Source organism: Binatus sp. (SeqCode) (genome assembly GCF_049584895.1).
In the GTDB taxonomy this organism is placed as follows: domain Bacteria; phylum Desulfobacterota; class Binatia; order Binatales; family Binataceae; genus Binatus.
Map to the genome: position 1 here is coordinate 108943 of NZ_JBAUYR010000086.1, position 19723 is coordinate 128665.

Sequence of the window (19723 nt, forward strand, 5' to 3'; positions counted from 1 at the left end):
TCAGCGGTTGTCTTTAACTTCGATTACGAACCGGGTTCCGCGCACGCCGAGTATCGCCGTCGGCGTTTTGACCTTCATCGCGCCGGGCGAACTTCGCGCGATATCGCCGGAGATCATCGAGACCGTGCCGCGGTTCATGTCGGCCAGCATCGAGCCTTTGAAATTGCTCGAGTTGAACTTATAGTCCTCGAGTACGATCTCACTGTCCGGGCCACTCGACATCACGGTGTTGTCGATGAAGGTGATTCCGATCGAGCCGTCGGGTCCGGTCTCGATCGTGTCCTTTTCGTAGAGTGGATCACCGACACGCGCAACGGTGCGGGCGCTATTGCGCACGATCTCGGCCTGTCCGGTCACCGTCTTGATTTGCGCAACCTGGGAGTTATCCGCGTTCGCCACAGATCCGAAGGCGGTCAGCGTTGTCAGGATGAAGGCGAGACTGGAGGCCACGCCCCGAGCACGATTTACGAAAGTCATTTAGCATCCCTCGCGAATCTGACACGATTCGCGGTGCAGACTATCGCCGCGTGGCGTCAGAAGCCAGCAGTGGCAACCGCTGCAAGAGGCCGATAGTCTGGTCTGACTAAGCGATGCAATCCCGCCTTATCATCCGATCCGATTCCAGCGCGATGCGTGAGGTAGACGGTTTCGTCACGACATTTGTCAGAGATCACGGAATGGCGCCCGATGAAGCCTCGCGCACCCTCATCTTGCTCGAAGAACTGATCACCAACCTGGTGAAATATGGATATCCGGATCGGCCGGAGTGCGGACGCGCCGAAATCGTGCTCGCGCTCGACGGCAGTCGCCTCGTAATCGAATTCATCGACGACGGCTGCGAGTTCGATCCGCTCGCAGGACCACCGCCCAATCTCGAAGCCCCGCTCGAGACCAGAACCCCGGGCGGACTCGGTCTCCACATCCTGCGTTCGCTAACCGATGAAGCGCGCTACGAACGCCGCAACGGCAACAACGTAATCCGACTGTCCAGGACAGTCGCGCCGCCCAAACGCCCATGAGACGGAACAGCCACAGGGGAGCATCATTAAGAAGAAATCAGCAGGCGGCACGAAATCCACAGGTCGGCGGTTCTTCGAGCATCGTCACGAAACCCTGCTGCCGTTTCCCCTGTTCATCCGGCGTGTCGCGCGTTGGGCGGCGCTGGCATTCGCCGTCGTGGTGGTGTCGCTCGCGGTCGGCATCTGCGGCTATCACTATCTCGACGGATTGCCGTGGGTCGATTCGCTGCTGAACGCGTCGATGATCCTCGGTGGCATGGGTCCGGTCGATCCGCTCAAGACCACTGCCGGAAAAGTCTTCGCGTCAGTGTATGCGCTTTACAGCGGCCTTGCGTTGATTGCGGTGATCGGAATTCTGCTGACTCCGATCCTTCATCGCGTGATGCACGTGTTTCACATGGAGTACAAGGAATAGAGCGATGGCGGCCCGCAATCGGACCGCCACCGAGGTTCCTTCGTGCCTAATTTCAGTACGGGGCGCTTTTCGGCGACGCCATCGCTTTGTCGGCGGCGCTAAGCGGGAAATCCTCGCCATTCTTAAGCTTGGCCATCAGGTCTTTGATCTCGTCAATCTTTTTGTCGTAAGTGGCCTGCGTCAGCGGCTCCTGCGACCATCCCGCGCGCGCAATTTTGTCGTGCTTCTTCGCCTCCGCGAGCTTTTTCATCAACTCTTGTTTCTCTGCCGGCGACAGACTCGATGCCATCTTCTCAGTCGGCATCGCGCCCGGCGCAGGCTGCGCGAACGACACCCCCTGCTGGAGCGGTGCCCCCACCCAAGCCATCGCCACCAACGCTACGATCGCGGTCTTCCGCATGCCCATAATTTCTCCTTCCTCCCGATGGTAGCGTCCGAATGTGGCCGCTCCAGTTGGTCTGTCCTGCCAAATCGACGTTACCGAAGCATTAACGACTGGTTGACGAAGGGTGAATAAATCGATCGTTTCGGTGTCGGCAGAAGTGAGAGGGCGTTTGGAATTGTCCGAAGTATTTTGATAAGTATCTAATTAGATATACGTCAAAGTAGTTGAGAGAAAACGATGGATTCCCGACAGCCTGAAATGATGCTTCAGTTCTGCAAGGCGATGGCCGACGAGAGTCGCCTCAAGATAATCGGCCTGCTCTCGACCGCCGAGCACAGCGTTCAGCAGCTCGCGTCGATGCTCGAATTGAAGGAGCCGACCGTCTCGCACCATCTCGGGATGCTGAAGCAGCTCGACCTCGTAAGACTGCGCGCCGACGGCAATTTCCGCTGGTACCGCTTGAATGAGGAGGTGCTCGGACAGATTAGCCGCACCGTTTTCAGCCGCGACAACATCGCACGGCTGGCAACATCGGTCGGTGCTCGCAGCGCGGAGAGGAAAATCCTCGACAACTTTGTCGACGGAGAGCGTCTGCTGGAAATTCCGGTCAGTTATAAGAAACGACTGACTATTCTGAAGTGGCTGGTCGGTTTCTTTGAGTCGGGCATTAGTTACACCGAGTCGCAGGTGAACGCCATCATCAAGCTGCACCATCAGGATTGCGCCACGATACGTCGTGAGATGATTGGATGCGGGATGCTGGCGCGGGACAAGGGTATCTATCACCGCAGACCGGAATCCGTATGGCGGACGGTCGTTAAATAGGCGACTTAACGCCGAGCAGGCGCGTGCCCTGTGTAACGCAACAGGTAAAATTGCACCGAAGCGCAATTAGTCTCATTGACATCTGTACCTGACCGTTCTAATAGCAAGATTAGCTGTGAAAAGTTCACGCAAAAAGGCTTTTAGTCGAGACGAACGTTACGGCTCTATTACGGAGGTACGAAATGGTATTGGGGACATTGGGGATTCGCAAATCGATAGTCGTCGGGGGCATTGCATTGCTTGCCCTCGCGGCCTTGAGCCTGCCTGGGGAGGCGGGTGTCAAGCCGGGCGACTTCATCACTCCTGAGAACTCGGCGCAGGTTAGAGATCTCGTTTCTCCTGGTGTGTTTTACCGAGTCCAGCACGGTATGACGATGAAAATCGTGCCGACCGTGCGCGTGGATTGGCCGCCTCCTTATAAGGATGCGACCGAAAAGTATTCCTCGCAGGTGGAACTCTCGAAGGATCATCGCACGGTCGTCGGCTACGTCGCCGGCCAGCCGTTCCCGCTGATCGACGCTAACGATCCTGACGTCGCGACCAAGGTCGTTTGGAACAACGTGTTCCGGCCGATTCAGTCGGACGATTACGATCTCCGATACTTCGACTGCGACACCGTTTACAGCGGCTACAACAAGCCGTTCTTCGAGATCGCGTACGGACAGCTCGGTCACTATGCCGGTTACGATCTCGTTGGTCGAACCGAAGTCGAGCCTCTGCCGACCGATCCGGACTTCAAGAGGACCAATCGCCTGTGGCTGTTCCTGCTCGGTCCTGAGCTGGCACCACAGGACGCTCGCGGCACCAGCCTGCTGCGTTATCGTTATGCCGACCCGGCCCACGGTGATGACACCTGGACCTGGACCACCGGCGCGCGGCGCCTGCGCCGTCTGAACGAGTCGATCAATTCGAGCGCCACCGGAGCGCAGACCTGGGATCCCGATCACTATTCGGGTTTCAATCCGAAGACCGAACAGTACAACTATAAGTTCCTTGGCGAGAAAGAGATGCTCGCGACGGTTGACGCCGAGCATTCACCGGAAATCCGATGCGCCACCGACGGCGGCGCGAGCGCATGTCCCGAGCGTTGGCAGATGCGGCACATGTACATCGTCACCGCCGAGCCGCGGCGTAGCGTGAACAACTCCGAGGCGCTCGATTCGAAGACCGTCATCTACATGGATTCTGAAATGTGGTTCGAGCCGTACATCGACACGTACGATCGTCGCGGCGAACTTTTCCGCAACCACGTTTACTGGCTGGCGTATCGCGACCGCCCAGTGCCCGACGCCAAAGTCGCCATCTATCCTTTCAAGCGCGAGTTCGTCGTCGGCGCATCCTCCCAGGATGTGCAGAGCAGCGAGGCCACCATGTGCTATCTGCCGGGCATCGAGACGCCCGAGCGCGAGTGCTGGTACATCAACATGGGCGCGGTAGACCGCGCGTTCTTCACTACCGAGGCGATGGTGAAGATGTCCGAAGTCGGACACATGTAGCCTGACGATCCTGATTGTGAGAACGCCGGCAGGAGCATCCCCTCCTGCCGGCGTTTTCGTTTCTTCATTTGTGAAGTGGCACAGACTTTAGGCTGTGATTCTCCGGCAGATGAGGAAGATCACAGACTAAAATCTGTGCCACCTAGCTCAGCAGTACATACGCGGCGCCGCCAATCAGGACCAGTACGCCCGGATTGATGTGGCGCCAGAGTAATATCGAGAACACCACGAGCGCGATCGCGAGGGTTTGCACGTTCACGATCGAAAGCTTTGCGATCGCATACGTTCCCGACGTCATCAGGCCTATCGCCACCGGCGCCAGCCCGCGCTGAATCGAAGTGCGCCACGGCCATGCGCCCAGATGCACCCACCATCGATTCACGAACAACGTGATGATGCAGTCGGGCAGGAAGAATCCGATTCCGACCACCACCATCCCGGCCCATCCGGCCAACTTGTATCCGATCACCAGCACCATCAGCATGTTCGGTCCCGGCGCAACCTGTCCGAGGCTGTAGATGTTGCGGAACTGCGCGTCCGTCAGCCAGTGAAATGTATGCACCGTCATGTGCTGCATCTCAGGCAGCACCGCGGTGCCGCCGCCAACTGCCAGCACTGACAGCAGCGAGAAGACCAGGAACAAATGTATCAATCGTGTCATGCGGTTTTGGATCTCATTTGCTAGTGCCGAAACCAGTGATGATGCGGGCCGCGATGAAACGGCAGATGCTCGTCCTGTGCGCGCGGTTTTGAGACGTGCGGACGGTACAGCCAGACCGATATCGGCCCAAGTCCCAGCAACACCACGAACAGCGGCAGTTTGAGGAAACTGACCGCGAGAAAAGTACCTGCGATAATTGCGATGTCAGGAAGCTGCCGAAATTGTCGTCGCCCGATTTGCAGGGTTACCGCCGAGAGCAGACCGACGGCCGCAGCCGCGATCCCGAGCAGGAAGCGCTTCACCTCGGGGTTGTCGTGATTCGATTGATACAGTATCCCGAGCACCATCACGACGATCGATCCCGGCAGCAGCATCCCGATGACCGACACCACTGCGCCCGCGAGGCCGCGCAGATTGTCGCCCATAATGATCGCCATGTTGACGGCGTTGAGCCCCGGCAGCGTCTCGCTGATCTCCATCGCGCCGAGAAACCCCTCGTCGTCGAGCCAACCCTCTTCGCGCACCAGGTATTCGCGCAAATAAGCGACGGCGCCGCCGCCGAAGCTCAGCCCTCCTGCTAGCAGGAAGATCCTGAACAGCGTCAGCAGGCTCGGATGAAGATCGGGCTCACTCCTGATGTTTGAGACTGGCGTTTCCGTATCCGTAGATAAGGGCGGTTTTGGTTGTTCCACGCTGCACCCAGTCTGTGGCCCGCGATTGCAAGGCCGTGTAGAAGAACTCTGAAAGCTCCCGCTGCTTGCGACGCACCGCTTCGGGACTGTCGAACTTCAACTGATAAGCGAACTCCGCGACTATCGGCGTGTTGGTCGTCCGCACGCGCCATACCGCGAGGTTCGCCTTCGCCTCGAGCTTGTGCCCGAAGTCCAGCATCCCGAGGTCCACCAGATATTCCTGGATCGAGACGCCGTTGACGACGCTCAGCGCAGCCTTCGGATTCGCGTCAATCTTCTTGAGCGCCGGAAACGCTTCGGCAGTCGTCTCGAATCGTTGCGTCAATATGATGTTAGGCGTGTCGAGCTCGCAGTTGTGCGAATACACCAGCCGCATCCCGAGCGCGCCGTCCTTGGGTAGGAGGATCTCCTCCTTGAACTTCAGCGTGTACTCGCACGGCAGCAGTGGCCGCGGATCGACCGCCAGCGCCACCTTTTTTTCCGGATGACGAAACTTGATTACCAGTTCGTGCCGTGCGTCCGGGACGCCGTGATGGTAGAAGGTTCGTTTTCTCAGGATGAAGCCGTGATTGTAGAGCTTGAAGTGGGGCGTGTCGTAGAAGACCACTTCGCGCTGATGCGGCTTGATCGTCTCGTCCATCTTGCCGAGCTTGATGCCGAGCGACTTGGCCGCGTGATGCGCAAGTTTCCAGAATTTGTGAAATGGTTTCTCGTCGGGAAACAGCTCTGGCTTCAGCAGCAGCTTGTATTCGCGATACTGAATCTGGTCCGACGGTGAGATCGGTTCGTAAAGCTTTGAACTTTCGGCGTTCGTATTCATCCCCAATTTTTCTGTCCGTTCGAGAACGTCTCGTCGGAGTTCCCGTCTGTCCGCATCAGGGCCACCGCGGCGCATCTCCCACCCATTCCCTGATTCCCCTCGAAGTATCAGTCTGATGAGTCGAGGTCAATTATTACTGATTTTCTGGCGCGTACGAAACTGTTACTCAATCCTTTAATGAAGACAGAAACCACCGTAGCCCAGCGTATCGCAGCCGCCATCCCGCGCGGCGTCAGCGTGCCGATTCCAATCCTCGCCCATCATGCGTCCGGCGCTGAAATCTGGGACGCCGAAGGCCGTCGTTACATCGACTTCGGCGGCGGAATCGCAGTGCTCAACGTCGGCCATCGTCATCCCCACGTGATTGCCGCAGTGCATGCTCAGCTCGACGCTTTCACTCACACCTGCTTCGGCGTGACGCCGTACGAGTCGTACATCAAGCTCGCCGAGCGAATGAATCAATTGGCGCCGATCTCGGAGACAACGAAAAAGAAAACGATCTTTCTGACCACTGGCGCAGAGGCGGTCGAGAACGCCGTCAAGATTGCGCGGCACGCGACCGGCCGCTCAGCAATCATTTCGTTCACCGGAGGATTTCACGGCCGCACGCTGATGGCGCTCGCGCTCACGGGCAAAATAAATCCGTACAAAGCCGGCTTCGGACCGTTTCCCGCAGATACGTTTCACGCGCCGTTTCCCGACGCCTATCGCGGCGGTAGTACTAAAAAAAGCCTCGCCGCTCTCGAGATGCTGTTCAAGTCGTCGGTCGAGCCGTCGCGCGTCGCCGCGATTATCATCGAGCCGGTGCAAGGGGAGGGCGGCTTCAACGTCGCGCCGTTCGAGTTCCTGCGCGAGCTGCGAGCGCTGTGCGATCGCCACGGCATCGTCTTCATCGCCGACGAGATACAGACCGGCTTCGGCCGCACTGGCAGGATGTTCGCCGTCGAGCACGCCGGTGTCGAGCCCGACCTCATCACGATTGCCAAGAGCCTCGCCGGCGGATTCCCGCTCTCGGGCGTGATCGGCCGCGCCGCAATCATGGACAGCGTCGCGCCCGGCGGTCTTGGCGGCACCTTCGCCGGTAGTCCTGTGTCATGCGCCGCGGCGCTTGCCGTGCTCGACGTATTTCGCGACGAGCACGTGCTCGAGCGCGCCGAGAAGCAGGGCGTGCTGGTTCGCGCGCGTCTCGAGGTGATGCGCGAACGGTTCCCGATCATCGGCGACGTGCGCGGCCTCGGGGCGATGCTCGCGATCGAGCTGGTCCGCGATCGCGCAACCAGGGAACCGGCGCCCGAACTTGCCAGCCGGCTCGCGAAGCATGCATCGGAGCGCGGCCTGATCCTGCTGACCGCGGGAATCTACGGGAACGTCATCCGAATCCTCGCGCCACTGACAGCGTCGCCCGAATTGATGGATGAAGGCATGACAATTCTGGAGCACTCGCTCGCCGACCTCGGCTAGCACTGCGCGTCCGATTCGTATGAAATATGGCCGATGAGGCTCCCCGACGTTATCGGAATCGGGCCCCCGCGGACCGGCTCGACCTGGCTCTACAACGCTCTCCGCGACTCGGTGGATATGCCCGCGGGAGTCAAAGAGCCGCAGTTTTTCAGTACGTTCTACGACAAAGGCATCGATTGGTACGCGCACCACTTTCGATACGCGACTGGGCGCCGTCCGATAGCTGAAATATCTCCGCCGTATTTTTTTCATCCGGAGACGCCCGCCCGCATCAAGACTCACATTCCGAAATGCAAGATTGTCGCGACCATGCGCAATCCCGTCGACCGCATTTACTCCGCGTACAAGCTCATGCGCCATTACGGATGGGTGCGTCGCGGAACTCTCGACGAGGTCCTGCAATCCAGTCCAAATCTCGGCGGCGGTAACCGTTATGCCGCGCACCTAAAGGTGTGGTTCGACAACTTTGGCCGCGAGAACGTCCTGGTCACGATGTACGATGAATTGCGCGACCAACCGCAAGTCTATCTCAATCGCGTCTGCGACTTCATCAGCGTCCCGCGCATCGCGCTCGCGCCGCGCCCGGATCTCAGTGGCGACGTGAACTCTTTTGCTCGCGCACCCAGGGATCGCCGACTCGCAGTCAACGCAACCAAACTGATGTACTGGCTCAAGGGCCATCAGGCGTATGGCCTCGTCAACGCGCTCGAACGCGTCGGAGTGTGGGATTTCTGCGGCGGTCGCGGTGAACCGTATCTGCGTCTCACGATCGAACAGGAGGAACGCCTGCGCGAGCGCTATCTGCCCGAAGTCGAGGCGTTGGAAGAATTGCTCGGGATCGATCTCTCCGCATGGAAAAAACCTCGCGCGGCCGAACGCCCCGCTCATAGGCTAGCCGTCGGATGATTCGCCGCCTTCCAGAAATAATCGGCGCTGGTCCCGGCCGCACGGGCACCACATGGTTGCATCGCGTGCTCGAGGCCCGCGTCGATCTGCCATACGGCGTCAAGGAGACGCAGTTCTTCAACACGTTCTACGACAAGGGCATCGACTGGTACGCGCATCACTTTCGCTACGCCACCGGCAATCGGAAAATCGCGGAAATCTGTCCGTACTTTTTTCATCCGCTCGCGCCCGAACGGATCAAGACCCACATTCCGAATTGCCGCATTATCACAACGCTGCGCGATCCAGTCGATCACGCTTTCTCGGCCTACAAGCTGGTCGTTCATTTTGCGTGGGCGCACGGATCGTTCGACGAGGTTCTGAAATCGCGGCCCAATCTGGGCAGCGGAAATCGTTACGCGTCGCATCTCAAGACCTGGTTCGACTTGTTCGGCCGCGAGAATGTTCTGGTCACGATGTATGACGAACTGCGCGCGCAGCCGCAGTCGTATCTCGACCGCGTGACCGACTTCATGGGCGTCGAGCGCATCGCACTTTCAGCGCGTCCGGAAATCGGCGACGATGTACATTCGTTTGCGCGCGCTCCCAAGAGCCGCAGACTCGCTCGCAGCGCGCGGAAGATGATGTACCGCCTGCAGAGTCATCAGGCGTACGGCGCGATCGACCTGCTCGAGCGAGCGGGCGTGTGGGATTACTGTTACGGACGCGGCGAGCCTTTTGGCCGTCTGACGTCCGAACAGGAACAGCGCCTGCGTGACCGCTACCTGCCCGAGGTCGAGGCGCTCGAGGAATTGCTCCGCATAGATCTCTCAGCATGGAAGAAGCCGCAGCTGCGGCGCGCAACGGTTGCGTAAGTCGATGACCAATTCTCCGAACAGCGAGCGCGATCTGCGACTCCCCGATTTCATCGGCGTCGGCCCCGGCAGAACCGGCACTACATGGCTGCATGAAGTGCTTAAGGGTCACGTCAATCTTCCAGCCGGAATCAAGGAGACTGATTTTTTCACTACCAACTATTCCAAGGGCGTCGAGTGGTACGCGCATCACTTCCGCGAGGCCGACCGCATCCGGCCTATCGGCGAAGTGAATCCGTACTTCGGTTTCTCCGAAGCCGCCGAGCGCATCGCGATTCATATTCCGCGATGCAAAATCATCTGCTCGTTCCGCAATCCGGTCGAACGAATCTACTCGGCGTATAAACTCTGGCGTCACTACACGCTGACCAACGATCCGCTCGACAAGTTCCTCGTGAAAGTTCCGCAGGTGATCGAAGTAAGCCGCTACGCGACGCATCTGCCGGACTATCGCGCGCGTTTCGGGGACGACCACGTGCTGGTGCTGCTCAACGACGATCTGCGCGCCGATCCGCAGGCGTATCTCGATCGCGTTTGTGATTTTGTTGGCATCGAGCGCTACCCGGTGCCTGCGTCGGCGGGCGAGGGCGAGCTGATCAATTCGATAAACGATCTGCCGCGGTTTCCGCGCGCCGCCCGCAGAGCGCGCAAGTTCATGTACTGGCTCGAGGAGAAGCAAGCGTACGGCACGAGCAACTTCCTCGAGCAGGCAGGAGCGTGGCGGCTGGTATTCGGCGGCGGGCCAAAGTTCCCGCCACTCGATCCGGCGATCGAAGCGCGCCTGCATGAACTGATGCGCACCGAAATCGACGCGCTCGAGCAAATGATCGGACGGGACCTCTCCGCGTGGAAAAGTCCTCGCGTTAAGAGCGGCACCACCGCGCGCGCCGCTTCACTCCAGGAAAGATAGATCCTGATGGCAAAGGTGTCCGTAATTATTCCGGTCTACAACGGCGCAGCCACGATTGGCCGCGCGCTCGCGAGCGTGTTCGCGCAAACTTTCACCGACTACGAAGTGATGGTCATCAACGACGGCTCGACCGACGACACCGCGGCGGTGCTGTCGCGCTACGGCGATCGAATCCGCGTCATCACGCAGCCCAATCGCGGCTTGTCCGCCGCGCGTAACGCGGGAGTGCGCGCGTCGCACGGAGAGTACCTCGCGTTCCTTGACGATGACGACCAGTGGATGCCTGAGAAACTCGCGCGCTGCGTTCCAGTACTGGACGCCGATCCGGGATGCGCGCTGGCGTACACGCTGGCTGTCAAAGTAGACGCTCAAGGAGAGCTTATGGGCTCCCAGAGCCAGACAGAGGGCCAGCCCGACGGCGTCGAGTCGCCGACGATGCAGGAGATGTTGACGCGGCCCTGGAACGTCGTGCCCAGCCAATTTGTCGTGCGGCGCGACGTCTTCGAGCGATGCGGCGGATTCCATGAGCGCTTCGTTACGTCATGCGAGGATCTCTATTTCCTGCTGACCGCGCGCGAGTACGGTGGTTTCCGATGCGTCCCTGAGCCGCTGCTGCGCAAAGAGACGAGGCCGCTCTATCCCAAGGCGCTCGAGCGCGAGCCCGAATGCGATCTCTTCGTCGAGCTGGTGCGCGATCGCTACGGCGCGTCCGCCGATGGACTGATCGACGGCTTCAGGCGGTCGCGGGTCAAGGTGCTGCGGCATCTCGGCCACATTCTGATCGACGAGGGCCGCCCCGAAGACGCACGCCGATGTCTCGCGCGGGTGCTCCACTACGAACCCGCGTCGCCGAAGGCCTACTACCGGTACCTGAAAACTTTTATCTTGCCCCGCGGCGCGCGAGCCTCTGCGAGCACGGACCGGCCCGGCGTCTGAGCTGCCACAGATGCCGCTCGTCTCGGTAATAATTCCGGTTTACAACGGCGCCGCAATGATCGATCGAGCGCTCAAGAGCGTCTTCGATCAGACCTTCACCGACTATGAAATCGTTATCTGCGACGACGGGTCGACTGACGACACGCCGTCAGTGTTGGCGAAGTATGGCGACAAGCTTCGTGCCGTGCGCCAGCGGAATCGCGGGTTGCCGGCTGCGCGCAATGCGGCGGTGGCATCGAGCCGCGGCGAATTGCTCGCACTTATCGATCACGACGACGAATGGCTTCCGCAAAAGCTCGAGCTTGCCGTCGCCGCGATGCGTTCCGATCCCGAAGCAGCGCTGCTCTACTCGGACAAGATCGTTGTGAACGAAGCGGGCGAGGAGTTCCGCCTGTCGGAGGTTCGTCTTGAGACTGCGCATGCGCCGACGATGGACGAAATGCTCGCGCGGATATGGCCGATCACGCCGAGCACGGTTGTGATGCGGCGCAACGCTTTCGATCGCGCAGGCGGATTCTGCGAACAACTCATCAGCGCCGAGGACATCCACTTCTGGCTGCTGATGCGCGAGCAGGGGCATTTCATTTATCTGCCGGAAAAGTTGGTGCGATTCACCTACGGTCAGTTGTTCCCGAAGGTGTTGAATCGCGACATCGGGCCCGATGCGATCCTCGATTTGATTCGCGCGCGATACGGCGCGCGCGCCGATGGGTTGGTGAAGAATTTCATTCGGCATCGCGTGAGGATGATTGCCAACGCCGGCGTGGTCGAGATGAGTCGAGGGAACATGGAAGGCGCACGTCGATGTTTCATCCGCGTGCTGAGGTACGATCCGCTCTACCTAAAGAGCTACACGCGAATCGCGCGAACGTTCTTGCCTGGGCCGATTAGGCGCGCGCTTGGCGGGAAAGCATCGCGCGGCGCGCGCATCGACGCTTGATATCTGCAACTTTTTTCTTTGTGTCATTCTGAGCGGAAGCTGCTGTAGCGAAGAATCTCGCCGGACGCTCCGGCGTTCGGTGTCGCCTTAGCGCGCTTGCGCGCGAGATCCTTCGCTGCGCTCAGGATGACGGAAAAAACCGTAGCCGCTTTTACCGGGCGCGGGAGATTTGCGCTTTTGGTTTTGGCTCGGGCTCTGCTTCGACTTCCTTCGCGGATATCGATCCGTAGCCGATTGCATTGCTGGTGTTGCGCCAGTTTACCAGGGCGGCGATGCGATCTTTTTTTACGCGATGTTTGTAGTGCTCGACCTTGTCGAGGACTGAGTCGATCAGGGTGTCTGATAACAGGCGCGGCTTGAGGCCCAGGTCGATCAGCTTCGTATGCTTGGCGTTGTAGTAATGGACCTCGGCTTCTACGCGTGGGTCTGCGATGTGTTGGATTTCGACATTGCGGCCTTTGTGCTTTGCCGCGGCCTGGATTAGGTCGGCTAGTTGGCCCACCGAAAACTGTTCGGTGAACTGGTTGAAGACTCTGTATTCGCCTGGCTTGGCCGGTTTCTCGATTGCGATTTCAATACATCGCATGGTGTCGCGGATGTTCAGGTAGCCGCGGGTTTGGCCGCCCTTGCCGTGAACCGTCAGCGGATGGCCGATGGCGGCCTCGATACAGAAACGGTTCAGGACGGTGCCCCAGATTCCGTCGTAGTCGAAACGCGTCGCGAGCCTCTCATCGAGCATCGTCTCGTCAGTTTCGATTCCGTAGACGACGCCCTGGTTGAGATCGGTCGCGCGGATGCCCCAGATTTTGCACGCGAAGTGGATGTTGTGCGAGTCGTGGACTTTGGACAGGTGATAGAACGAGCCGGGCTGTTTCGGATACGGCAGAGTGTCGGTGCGGCCGTTGTGCGTGATCTCGATAAAGCCCTCTTCGATATCGATGTTGGGCGTTCCGTACTCGCCCATCGTGCCGAGCTTGACCAGGTGGCATTCGGGGACGTGCTCGCGAATCGCGTAGACGGCGTTGAGCGTGCCGACGAGATTGTTGACCTGGGTGAGAACCGAATGTCGCCGATCGATCATCGAAAATGGCGCACTGCGCTGCTCGCCGTAATGCACGATCGCGTCGGGCTTGAAGTCGCGTACCACGCCGCTGATGAATGCGTAATCGGTCAGATCGCCGACTGCGATTTGAATCGACTTGCCGGTCGTCTCGCGCCACGCCGCGACGCGGTCATGCAGCGGCGCGATCGGAATCAGGCTTTCGGTGCCGCCTTCGAGGTCCCACAGCCTGCGGCTGAAGTTGTCGACCACGCATACTTCGTAGCCGCGCTTTGACAGGTACATCGCCTGCGGCCACCCGAGATATCCGTCCCCACCAGTTACAATCACCCGCATTGAAAATGCCTCCACCGTGAAAAAGCGAATCAGCGATTCGCCGTCTATTTATTCCTGATATGCGCGATCAGATCGAGTGCGCCGCGAGCTTCCGCCGGACAGACTTTGCGCGATGCGGTGCGGCAGCCACGTGCGCATCCAGCGCAAATAGTTTTTGAGCCGATACGGATCGACCTTGATAGCGCGCGCGAATGCGGCTCGCGCACGAGGACGGTCGCCGTCGCGCATCGCCTTGAGGCCAATCGTCGCGAGGATGCTTCGCGGCGCTCGCGCGCGCGCATCCACCAGCGGCGCGGCAGAAACGCCGTAGCGCTCCTGCAGATACGCCTCGAAAACGTGCAGCGCTTTCGAATAGTCGGGCAGGCGCTTGAGCTGTTTGGGGAACCATGCGAAGCGCCACGTGATCAGCGGCTCGTCGATATATCCGAACGGCCCCTGCTCGCGCATCTTGATCCAGAAATCTACGTCCTCGAACCGAAAGCTGGCGCCCTTCAACGCGTCGCGATAACCGCCGCACGTGTCGTAAGAGGAGCGGCGGACGAGAGCAGCGCTCGGCATTATCGGCCACAGTTGCGTCAGCAGTTCGTTCAGTGAGGGGGCATGATCGAAGCCGCTGCCGACCAGGGACGTGTCGAGCGCAACGCCCTCGCTGTCGGCGAGTGCGCAGTTGCAATAGACGAGCGAGAGCGCAGGGTCGGCATCGAGCGCCGCCACGCTGCGCTCGAGGAATTGCGGCGTCCAGATGTCGTCGGCGTCGAGGAAGGCGAGATACTCGCCGGAAGAATTGCGTGCGCCGTTGTTGCGCGCCGCGGCCGGTCCGCTGTTGCCTTGCTCAATCAACCGCACGCGTTCGGCATAGTGCTTGACGATCGGGATGGTGCCATCAGTGGAGCCGTCATCGACGCAGATGATTTCCAAATCCTGGAAAGTTTGCTCGAGGACGCTGTCGACGGTGCCGGCGATGGTCGCGGCGGCATTGTAGGCAGGGATGATTACAGAAACGCGAGGCACTGTGGTTGGGACTCGGACGGAAGTCCTCGCGACAGGTTACACGCCAAGTGGCAGGCTGCTCAACGGGCCGATACCAAGGTGCAGGAGTTACTCCTGGAAAAGGAAACGCGAAACCCACGGAAGGTTTCGCGTTCGAATCAGTTCCGGGTCCGCCGTTATACGCGGCGAACGGTTGGTTTACGGAAGGTTCGGTATGTGCGGCCTTCGGCCAGACCGAAACGGTTCAGCATCCGGTAGACGGTGTAGCGCGATACGCCCAGCAACTCGGCGGCGCGATGGCAGTTGCCCTCGGTCGCCTGCAGTGCCCGAACCAGCGCGTGCTTCGAGGCTTCGCGAATGACAGCGTCGAGCGAGTAGGGCCATTCCTTCGCGGTGTTGCTCGCCGCGCCCTCGACCAGGTCCATCGGTGCACTCGGAAGCATCGCGTCGATCGGCACGCCGATCTCTTCAGGGGTCGCGTCGTCGTGATTGAAAGGCAGGTCATCGACATCGATCCGATCGTTCTCGGTCATCAGTACCGCGCTCTCGATCGCATGGCCGAGCTCGCGGACGTTGCCGAGCCACTGATTGGCGCATATTACGTCCAACGCGGCGCGGGACACCTGTTTTACATCTTTGCCGAAGAGCCGGTTGTAGTGCTCGATGAAATGAGCGACGAAGGCCGGGATCGCCTCGCGCCGTTCGCGCAGCGGGGGAACCAGAATCGCGGCGGCGTTGAGGCGGTAGTACAGGTCGTCACGGAATTGACTAGCTTTGACCATCGCACGCAAGTCGCGATTGGTGGCAGCGACCAGGCGAATATCAACCGAGTAGGAGCGCGACGAGCCGACCGGCTGGATCTCGTGAGTCTCGACCGCGCGCAACAGCTTGGGCTGCAGGCGCAGCGGGAGCTCGCCGATTTCGTCGAGGAAGAGGGTTCCGCCGTTGGCCGAGCGAAAATAACCGAGCGAATCCTCGCGGGCGTCGGTGAAGGCGCCGCGCACATGGCCGAAGAGCTGCGACTCCGCCAGCGTCTCGACCAGGTTCGAGCAGTTGAAGGTCACGAACGGGCCGCCGGGTGCGGAGCCGAGCGTATGAAGCGCTCGCGCCACCAGTTCCTTGCCGGTGCCGGACTCGCCGTGAATCAGGACGGTTGCTTTGTAAGGGCTCAGGCGTGAAATGGTTTTCAGCACCTTGCGTACTTGCGCCGACCGCACCACCATCCCGCCCACCCGCTCCGACCCATGCGCAAGCTGCTCGAGGCTGAACCAATCGCACGCGGCAGCCGCCGGATCGGCGCGAAGATTATTCATCGCAGCCACGACCGGCGATCCGTTCGCCGAGTACTCTTGAAGGCGCATCGTTTGGTTCCTTCTCCGCTGCTTAACTTCGACTACAATTAGTTACTAAATCTTCTCTACTAGTTGTAGGATTTTGGATATAGTCGAGTAGCGCATGGTGTGTCAAGCCGTCGCGCTGAGATTTTACCGACTGTCCTTAGCAAACGCGAGCACCTTCGTGTTTTAGCTCCTTCGATTGATTCGCCCAAGGCGGTGGCAATCATGACGAGGTTTCACGCCAATTGATAGCCTCTTTCTCATTCTCCCTCACTTGGCATAGTTCAGGAATGAAAGACCGGCAATCATCGCCTTTAACCAGTTGAAAAATCAAGCTTTCGTGGGCTTTTCCACACCCAAGGTATAGGCTGCCCGGCGGCGAAAATTCACCGGAATTCAGCGAAAATATAGGGGAAATTGGTCGGCTTGCGGATAATCCAACGTGCGGGGCGAGCACTTTAGTCGATGGTCGGGATAACCCGCGATTGCTATTAGTATGCTGGAGGAAATAAAGATGAAGATAGCTGTCACGGTCGCTCGGATCCTGCTGGGCCTGGTCTTTTTTGTCTTCGGCCTGAACGGCTTCCTGCATTTTATGCCGAATCCTCCGCCGACACCGGCAGCGGGCGCATTCTTCGGCGCGCTGATCGCGACTCATTATATGTTCGGGTTGATTTTTGGGGCCCAGGTTTTAGGGGGAGTGCTGCTCCTGATCAATGTGGCGGTGCCATTTGCACTGGTGGTTCTCGCGCCGGTGATCGTGAACATTCTCGGGTTCCATATCTATCTCTCGCCGGTACCGATGCAGTTGGCAATCGCGTTCATCGTGACGGCGCTCGAGCTTTTCCTGGCGTGGTACTATCGCGCCAATTTTGCGCCGCTGTTCAGCAGCGTGCCGCGATCGTGATGAGACTCGATTATCGACCAAGCACGGTGAGCGGTCTAATCGCGACTGTTTTCAACACTTCGGATTCCTGTAAGCATGGAAATCAGGCAGGACCATGAGACGGAATATTGTCGCTCGAGGAAAATTCTCAGATCCGAGGCATATAGAGCTTACGAAAGCTGTGCCTGAGATCCGGGGAGAAGTGGAAGTCACAATCCGCCAATTGCCGAAAACTCGAACGCCTGACGTTTTCGAGGTTATCGCAGCGTTTGTCCCCGGGTCTCGATCTAAAACTGAAATCGATCAACAGATCCACGAGGAGCGCGACTCGTGGGATAATCGATGAGCCGCATCTACCTCGATGCGTGCTCCATAATCTACCTGGTCGAAGCGGAAAGTCCTTTCCATGCGGTAGTCGTCCGTCGACTGCTCGAGCACCAAACCGATCCAGCGTCGCGACTTCTAACATCGCGGCTGTCATGCCTGGAGTGCCGGATCCGCCCCGTCAGAGACAAGGATCGTAGCCTGCTGGCAGCGTATGACAAGCTGTTCGGCGCGAACCGAATGTTGATTGTGGAGATAACGGCCGAGATTGTCGCAACCGCCACAACGTTGCGCGCGCGACATGGTTTCAAGACACCGGACGCGATTCATCTGGCCTCGGCCATCGAAGAGAAGGTTGACGTCTTTCTGACCGGAGACAGTTCTCTCGCGCGATGCACCGATATAGCGGTCGAGGTCCTCGAAGGTGGCTAGGTGCCAATCGCACGGGCGACTCGAAGATCGCGGATGAACAGAGCTTCCAGCGAAACTGTTTCCAACGCTTTGAATTACCTGTAAGCATTGGAATCTCTCGGGAGCCGGTAGCTCAGGTGGTAGAGCATGTGACTTTTAATCACAGGGTCCTGGGTTCAAGTCCCAGCCGGCTCACTCAAAACCCTTTTGGATTCAATGCTTTGTAGCGCTTCAAATGACCACGCGATTGGCAGGATGCGAAAACTGTAACAGTTTGTAAAACTTTTGAGGGCGGACGAAAAAAGCGCGCGCAGCGTTCACACGACTGCGCGCGCTCTTGCGTGTCGTTAGGCGCCGGCGGCGCGGCACGAGAGCCGTCCGGGTCGAGAAAACGAAAGTCAGAGAAGGAGAGAGTCATGTTTGATCACATCATGCTTAAGGTGAAGGACCTCAACTCGAGCAAGCGCTTCTACAGCGCCGCGCTGGCGCCGCTTGGCTTCAGCGTGCAGTACGACGCGGACGGAATAGTGGTCTTTGGCCCCAAGGACGCGCCCGCCTTGTGTTTGGCCAAGGGCGAACCGACCGGACCTGTCCATGTTGCATTCGTGGCCAAGAACCGCGCTGCCGTGAAGGCGTTCTACGATGCCGCTCTGCCCGCCGGCGGCAAGGACAACGGCAAGCCCGGTCTCCGTCCCCAATATTCCGCCAACTACTACGGCGGCTTCGTGAAGGATCCCGACGGCAACAACATAGAAGCCGTTTGCCATCAGGAAGAATAGCGAGGCTACGGGACTGCCTTGTTACTTACGCGCTCTTGCGCTGCGGAAGCTGGGGGGCGGCCACCTTCGGTTCTTCCTGAGCGCGCTCGCGCACATAGCTCGCGAGCTTCGCTGACGCAGCTTCGAGGTCCCGCTTGTCGAGGATGTCGTATCGGTCGAAAATGCTGCGCGTCTTGTGCCCCGTGAAACCCATCGCCACGCTCTCGCTGACGCCTGCACGAACGAGATTGCGAACGGCTGAGCGGCGCAGGTCGTGAATGACCAGACGGCCAAGACCCGCCGCCTTGCAGGCATTCGCCCATACCTTGCGGAAGGTGGGGAGCTTCGCGCCGTCGTGCTGAAATACGAACGGGCAAGCGAGCGAGCGCGTCGAGCGAGCGCGCTTGATGATTTCGAGCACTTCGTCAGCGAGCGGGAGCACGCGCGTCTGCTTGTTCTTCGAGTGCTCGGCGCGCAGACGAATCACGCCGTTTTGGAAATCCACGTCGCGCCATTCGAGGGTCATCGCTTCGTTCTTGCGCCAGCCGCTCGCGTAGAGAAAGCGAACTGCATCGCGCAGATGCTCAGGGAGCTTGGCGACGAGCGCATCAAATTCGGCAGGGTCGAGGAACCCTTGGCGCGGCTTCGATTTTTCCAGCATCGGCATCACAGGGACATGGTCGCGCGAAAGTTTGCGCGCTTCGACTTGAATATTGAACGCGCGCCGGAGCAGGGCGAGTTCAAAATTGATTGTCCCGTTCGACGGCGGCTGCTCGACGCGCTCTACGACCGTTTTCACGTTGACGATGATTTTGTTGCCAGTGGCGCGCTTGACGAGCATCGCGCGACGCTTCGCGACATAGGCTGAAATCACGTCGCGCGTCAGATTGACCGCTCGCGCGGGTTTGAGATTAGCGACAGACGCGACGAATAGCGCGCCGCAGCATTTCGCGTTCGGCGTCTCAACTTGGCTTCGCGAATATCGCGATTGGTCGAGCAAAAAAAGGCACGCTCGGCTCACCGTTAGTGGGTGCATGTTTACCGAGCGTGCCGAGGCTCCAGAGGGGAAAATACCAGAGCCAATTTTTTACTTGGCGTGATGATCGGTCAGCCTGGAACGGACCTCCATGTCGAAAGCCATTGGCGCGCCTGGACACATTTCCCCAAGCCATTGCGTACTGATGTGGTCGGGAAGTCTGCGAAAGCTAAATACTGAGACGTAAACCGCCCATCGTTCCCCGGACAGAGACTCGACGAAATCACGCCCGCAACGGGAGCAGTGATGTTGGCGAAGCGGTTTG

22 protein-coding genes and 1 tRNA gene are annotated in these 19723 nt (G+C 59.3%); 14 read left to right on the plus strand and 9 right to left on the minus strand.

Features of this window, described 5'->3' with window-relative positions; all coding sequences use genetic code 11:
- Positions 1-477: a FecR family protein gene (locus tag WB650_RS15555; protein ID WP_422303217.1), complete on the minus strand. Its 477-nt coding sequence runs from the start codon at positions 475-477 to the stop codon at positions 1-3.
- A gap of 113 nt (positions 478-590) precedes the next feature.
- Here WB650_RS15555 and WB650_RS15560 point away from each other — a divergent pair, with 113 nt between their 5' ends.
- A complete protein-coding gene (locus tag WB650_RS15560; RefSeq protein WP_422303218.1) occupies positions 591-1019 on the plus strand; it encodes an ATP-binding protein in 429 nt (142 codons plus the stop codon).
- Positions 1020-1179: 160 nt separating this feature from the next.
- Positions 1180-1434, plus strand: a complete 255-nt coding sequence (locus WB650_RS15565) for a hypothetical protein (protein ID WP_422303219.1) — start codon at positions 1180-1182, stop codon at positions 1432-1434.
- A gap of 52 nt (positions 1435-1486) precedes the next feature.
- Here WB650_RS15565 and WB650_RS15570 read toward each other — a convergent pair whose 3' ends face one another.
- A complete protein-coding gene (locus WB650_RS15570; protein WP_422303220.1) occupies positions 1487-1840 on the minus strand; it encodes a hypothetical protein in 354 nt (117 codons plus the stop codon).
- Between the two features lie 216 nt (positions 1841-2056).
- Here WB650_RS15570 and WB650_RS15575 point away from each other — a divergent pair, with 216 nt between their 5' ends.
- Positions 2057-2644 (plus strand): metalloregulator ArsR/SmtB family transcription factor, encoded by a 588-nt coding sequence (locus WB650_RS15575; RefSeq protein ID WP_422303221.1) that lies wholly within the window; start codon positions 2057-2059, stop codon positions 2642-2644.
- Between the two features lie 182 nt (positions 2645-2826).
- Positions 2827-4140 (plus strand): DUF1329 domain-containing protein, encoded by a 1314-nt coding sequence (locus WB650_RS15580; protein ID WP_422303222.1) that lies wholly within the window; start codon positions 2827-2829, stop codon positions 4138-4140.
- Between the two features lie 142 nt (positions 4141-4282).
- Here the strand turns inward: WB650_RS15580 and WB650_RS15585 are convergent, their stop codons facing one another.
- Genes WB650_RS15585 through WB650_RS15595 form a run of 3 tightly spaced genes read right to left on the minus strand, consistent with a single transcriptional unit; the run spans position 4283 to position 6313 of the window.
- A complete protein-coding gene (locus WB650_RS15585) occupies positions 4283-4801 on the minus strand; it encodes a chromate transporter (protein ID WP_422303223.1) in 519 nt (172 codons plus the stop codon).
- 20 nt (positions 4802-4821) lie between these two features.
- Complete coding sequence (locus WB650_RS15590) at positions 4822-5493, minus strand: chromate transporter (RefSeq protein WP_422303224.1); 672 nt, start codon at positions 5491-5493, stop codon at positions 4822-4824.
- The gene (locus WB650_RS15595; protein WP_422303225.1) at positions 5429-6313 is read right to left on the minus strand and encodes a hypothetical protein; all 885 of its coding nucleotides are present in this window, start codon (positions 6311-6313) and stop codon (positions 5429-5431) included. Before WB650_RS15595 ends, WB650_RS15590 begins: the two co-directional genes overlap by 65 nt.
- A 177-nt stretch (positions 6314-6490) precedes the next feature.
- Between WB650_RS15595 and gabT the strand changes: the two genes are divergently transcribed.
- The 6 genes from gabT to WB650_RS15625 are packed head-to-tail and all read left to right on the plus strand — an operon-like array spanning position 6491 to position 12320.
- Positions 6491-7774, plus strand: coding sequence for a 4-aminobutyrate--2-oxoglutarate transaminase (gabT, locus tag WB650_RS15600; protein ID WP_422303226.1), 1284 nt, complete (start codon positions 6491-6493; stop codon positions 7772-7774).
- A gap of 33 nt (positions 7775-7807) precedes the next feature.
- A complete protein-coding gene (locus tag WB650_RS15605) occupies positions 7808-8680 on the plus strand; it encodes a sulfotransferase domain-containing protein (protein WP_422303227.1) in 873 nt (290 codons plus the stop codon).
- On the plus strand, positions 8677-9534 hold the full coding sequence (locus tag WB650_RS15610; protein ID WP_422303228.1) for a sulfotransferase domain-containing protein: 858 nt from the start codon (positions 8677-8679) through the stop codon (positions 9532-9534). Before WB650_RS15605 ends, WB650_RS15610 begins: the two co-directional genes overlap by 4 nt.
- 4 nt (positions 9535-9538) lie before the next feature.
- Positions 9539-10444 (plus strand): sulfotransferase domain-containing protein, encoded by a 906-nt coding sequence (locus WB650_RS15615; protein WP_422303229.1) that lies wholly within the window; start codon positions 9539-9541, stop codon positions 10442-10444.
- Between the two features lie 6 nt (positions 10445-10450).
- On the plus strand, positions 10451-11380 hold the full coding sequence (locus tag WB650_RS15620) for a glycosyltransferase family 2 protein (protein WP_422303230.1): 930 nt from the start codon (positions 10451-10453) through the stop codon (positions 11378-11380).
- Between the two features lie 10 nt (positions 11381-11390).
- Positions 11391-12320 (plus strand): glycosyltransferase family 2 protein, encoded by a 930-nt coding sequence (locus WB650_RS15625; protein WP_422303231.1) that lies wholly within the window; start codon positions 11391-11393, stop codon positions 12318-12320.
- Positions 12321-12471: 151 nt separating this feature from the next.
- Here the strand turns inward: WB650_RS15625 and WB650_RS15630 are convergent, their stop codons facing one another.
- From WB650_RS15630 to WB650_RS15640, 3 genes are all read right to left on the minus strand, one after another.
- Complete coding sequence (locus WB650_RS15630; protein WP_422303232.1) at positions 12472-13716, minus strand: NAD-dependent epimerase/dehydratase family protein; 1245 nt, start codon at positions 13714-13716, stop codon at positions 12472-12474.
- 48 nt (positions 13717-13764) lie between these two features.
- Positions 13765-14727, minus strand: coding sequence for a glycosyltransferase family 2 protein (locus tag WB650_RS15635; protein ID WP_422303233.1), 963 nt, complete (start codon positions 14725-14727; stop codon positions 13765-13767).
- 155 nt (positions 14728-14882) lie between these two features.
- Complete coding sequence (locus WB650_RS15640) at positions 14883-16067, minus strand: sigma-54 interaction domain-containing protein (protein ID WP_422303234.1); 1185 nt, start codon at positions 16065-16067, stop codon at positions 14883-14885.
- Positions 16068-16557: 490 nt separating this feature from the next.
- Between WB650_RS15640 and WB650_RS15645 the strand changes: the two genes are divergently transcribed.
- The 4 genes from WB650_RS15645 to WB650_RS15660 all read left to right on the plus strand — a co-directional run bounded on the left by WB650_RS15645 (position 16558) and on the right by WB650_RS15660 (position 18443).
- The gene (locus tag WB650_RS15645; RefSeq protein ID WP_422303235.1) at positions 16558-16950 is read left to right on the plus strand and encodes a hypothetical protein; all 393 of its coding nucleotides are present in this window, start codon (positions 16558-16560) and stop codon (positions 16948-16950) included.
- Positions 16951-17271: 321 nt separating this feature from the next.
- Positions 17272-17685, plus strand: a complete 414-nt coding sequence (locus WB650_RS15650) for a type II toxin-antitoxin system VapC family toxin (RefSeq protein WP_422303236.1) — start codon at positions 17272-17274, stop codon at positions 17683-17685.
- A 101-nt stretch (positions 17686-17786) separates the two neighbouring features.
- A tRNA-Lys gene (locus WB650_RS15655) sits at positions 17787-17859 on the plus strand.
- 221 nt (positions 17860-18080) lie between these two features.
- On the plus strand, positions 18081-18443 hold the full coding sequence (locus WB650_RS15660; RefSeq protein WP_422295028.1) for a VOC family protein: 363 nt from the start codon (positions 18081-18083) through the stop codon (positions 18441-18443).
- 25 nt (positions 18444-18468) lie between these two features.
- On the opposite strand, the gene WB650_RS15665 is transcribed toward WB650_RS15660, so the two are convergent.
- Entirely contained in the window at positions 18469-19422 is a 954-nt protein-coding gene (locus WB650_RS15665; protein ID WP_423961119.1) for a site-specific integrase, read from the minus strand.
- Between the last annotated feature and the right edge of the window lie 301 nt (positions 19423-19723).

What these genes read in the sequence shown, in the direction of transcription:
- WB650_RS15595 (WP_422303225.1), bottom strand. Translation starts at nt 6,313, where the DNA reads ATGAATACGAACGCCGAAAGTTCAAAGCTTTACGAACCGATCTCACCG.
- WB650_RS15580 (WP_422303222.1), top strand. Translation starts at nt 2,827, where the DNA reads ATGGTATTGGGGACATTGGGGATTCGCAAATCGATAGTCGTCGGGGGC.
- WB650_RS15630 (WP_422303232.1), bottom strand. Translation starts at nt 13,716, where the DNA reads ATGCGGGTGATTGTAACTGGTGGGGACGGATATCTCGGGTGGCCGCAG.
- WB650_RS15640 (WP_422303234.1), bottom strand. Translation starts at nt 16,067, where the DNA reads ATGCGCCTTCAAGAGTACTCGGCGAACGGATCGCCGGTCGTGGCTGCG.
- WB650_RS15560 (WP_422303218.1), top strand. Translation starts at nt 591, where the DNA reads ATGCAATCCCGCCTTATCATCCGATCCGATTCCAGCGCGATGCGTGAG.
- WB650_RS15650 (WP_422303236.1), top strand. Translation starts at nt 17,272, where the DNA reads ATGAGCCGCATCTACCTCGATGCGTGCTCCATAATCTACCTGGTCGAA.
- WB650_RS15625 (WP_422303231.1), top strand. Translation starts at nt 11,391, where the DNA reads ATGCCGCTCGTCTCGGTAATAATTCCGGTTTACAACGGCGCCGCAATG.
- WB650_RS15555 (WP_422303217.1), bottom strand. Translation starts at nt 477, where the DNA reads ATGACTTTCGTAAATCGTGCTCGGGGCGTGGCCTCCAGTCTCGCCTTC.
- WB650_RS15605 (WP_422303227.1), top strand. Translation starts at nt 7,808, where the DNA reads ATGAGGCTCCCCGACGTTATCGGAATCGGGCCCCCGCGGACCGGCTCG.
- WB650_RS15610 (WP_422303228.1), top strand. Translation starts at nt 8,677, where the DNA reads ATGATTCGCCGCCTTCCAGAAATAATCGGCGCTGGTCCCGGCCGCACG.
- WB650_RS15645 (WP_422303235.1), top strand. Translation starts at nt 16,558, where the DNA reads ATGAAGATAGCTGTCACGGTCGCTCGGATCCTGCTGGGCCTGGTCTTT.
- WB650_RS15570 (WP_422303220.1), bottom strand. Translation starts at nt 1,840, where the DNA reads ATGGGCATGCGGAAGACCGCGATCGTAGCGTTGGTGGCGATGGCTTGG.
- WB650_RS15620 (WP_422303230.1), top strand. Translation starts at nt 10,451, where the DNA reads ATGGCAAAGGTGTCCGTAATTATTCCGGTCTACAACGGCGCAGCCACG.
- WB650_RS15615 (WP_422303229.1), top strand. Translation starts at nt 9,539, where the DNA reads ATGACCAATTCTCCGAACAGCGAGCGCGATCTGCGACTCCCCGATTTC.
- gabT (WP_422303226.1), top strand. Translation starts at nt 6,491, where the DNA reads ATGAAGACAGAAACCACCGTAGCCCAGCGTATCGCAGCCGCCATCCCG.
- WB650_RS15660 (WP_422295028.1), top strand. Translation starts at nt 18,081, where the DNA reads ATGTTTGATCACATCATGCTTAAGGTGAAGGACCTCAACTCGAGCAAG.
- WB650_RS15575 (WP_422303221.1), top strand. Translation starts at nt 2,057, where the DNA reads ATGGATTCCCGACAGCCTGAAATGATGCTTCAGTTCTGCAAGGCGATG.
- WB650_RS15585 (WP_422303223.1), bottom strand. Translation starts at nt 4,801, where the DNA reads ATGACACGATTGATACATTTGTTCCTGGTCTTCTCGCTGCTGTCAGTG.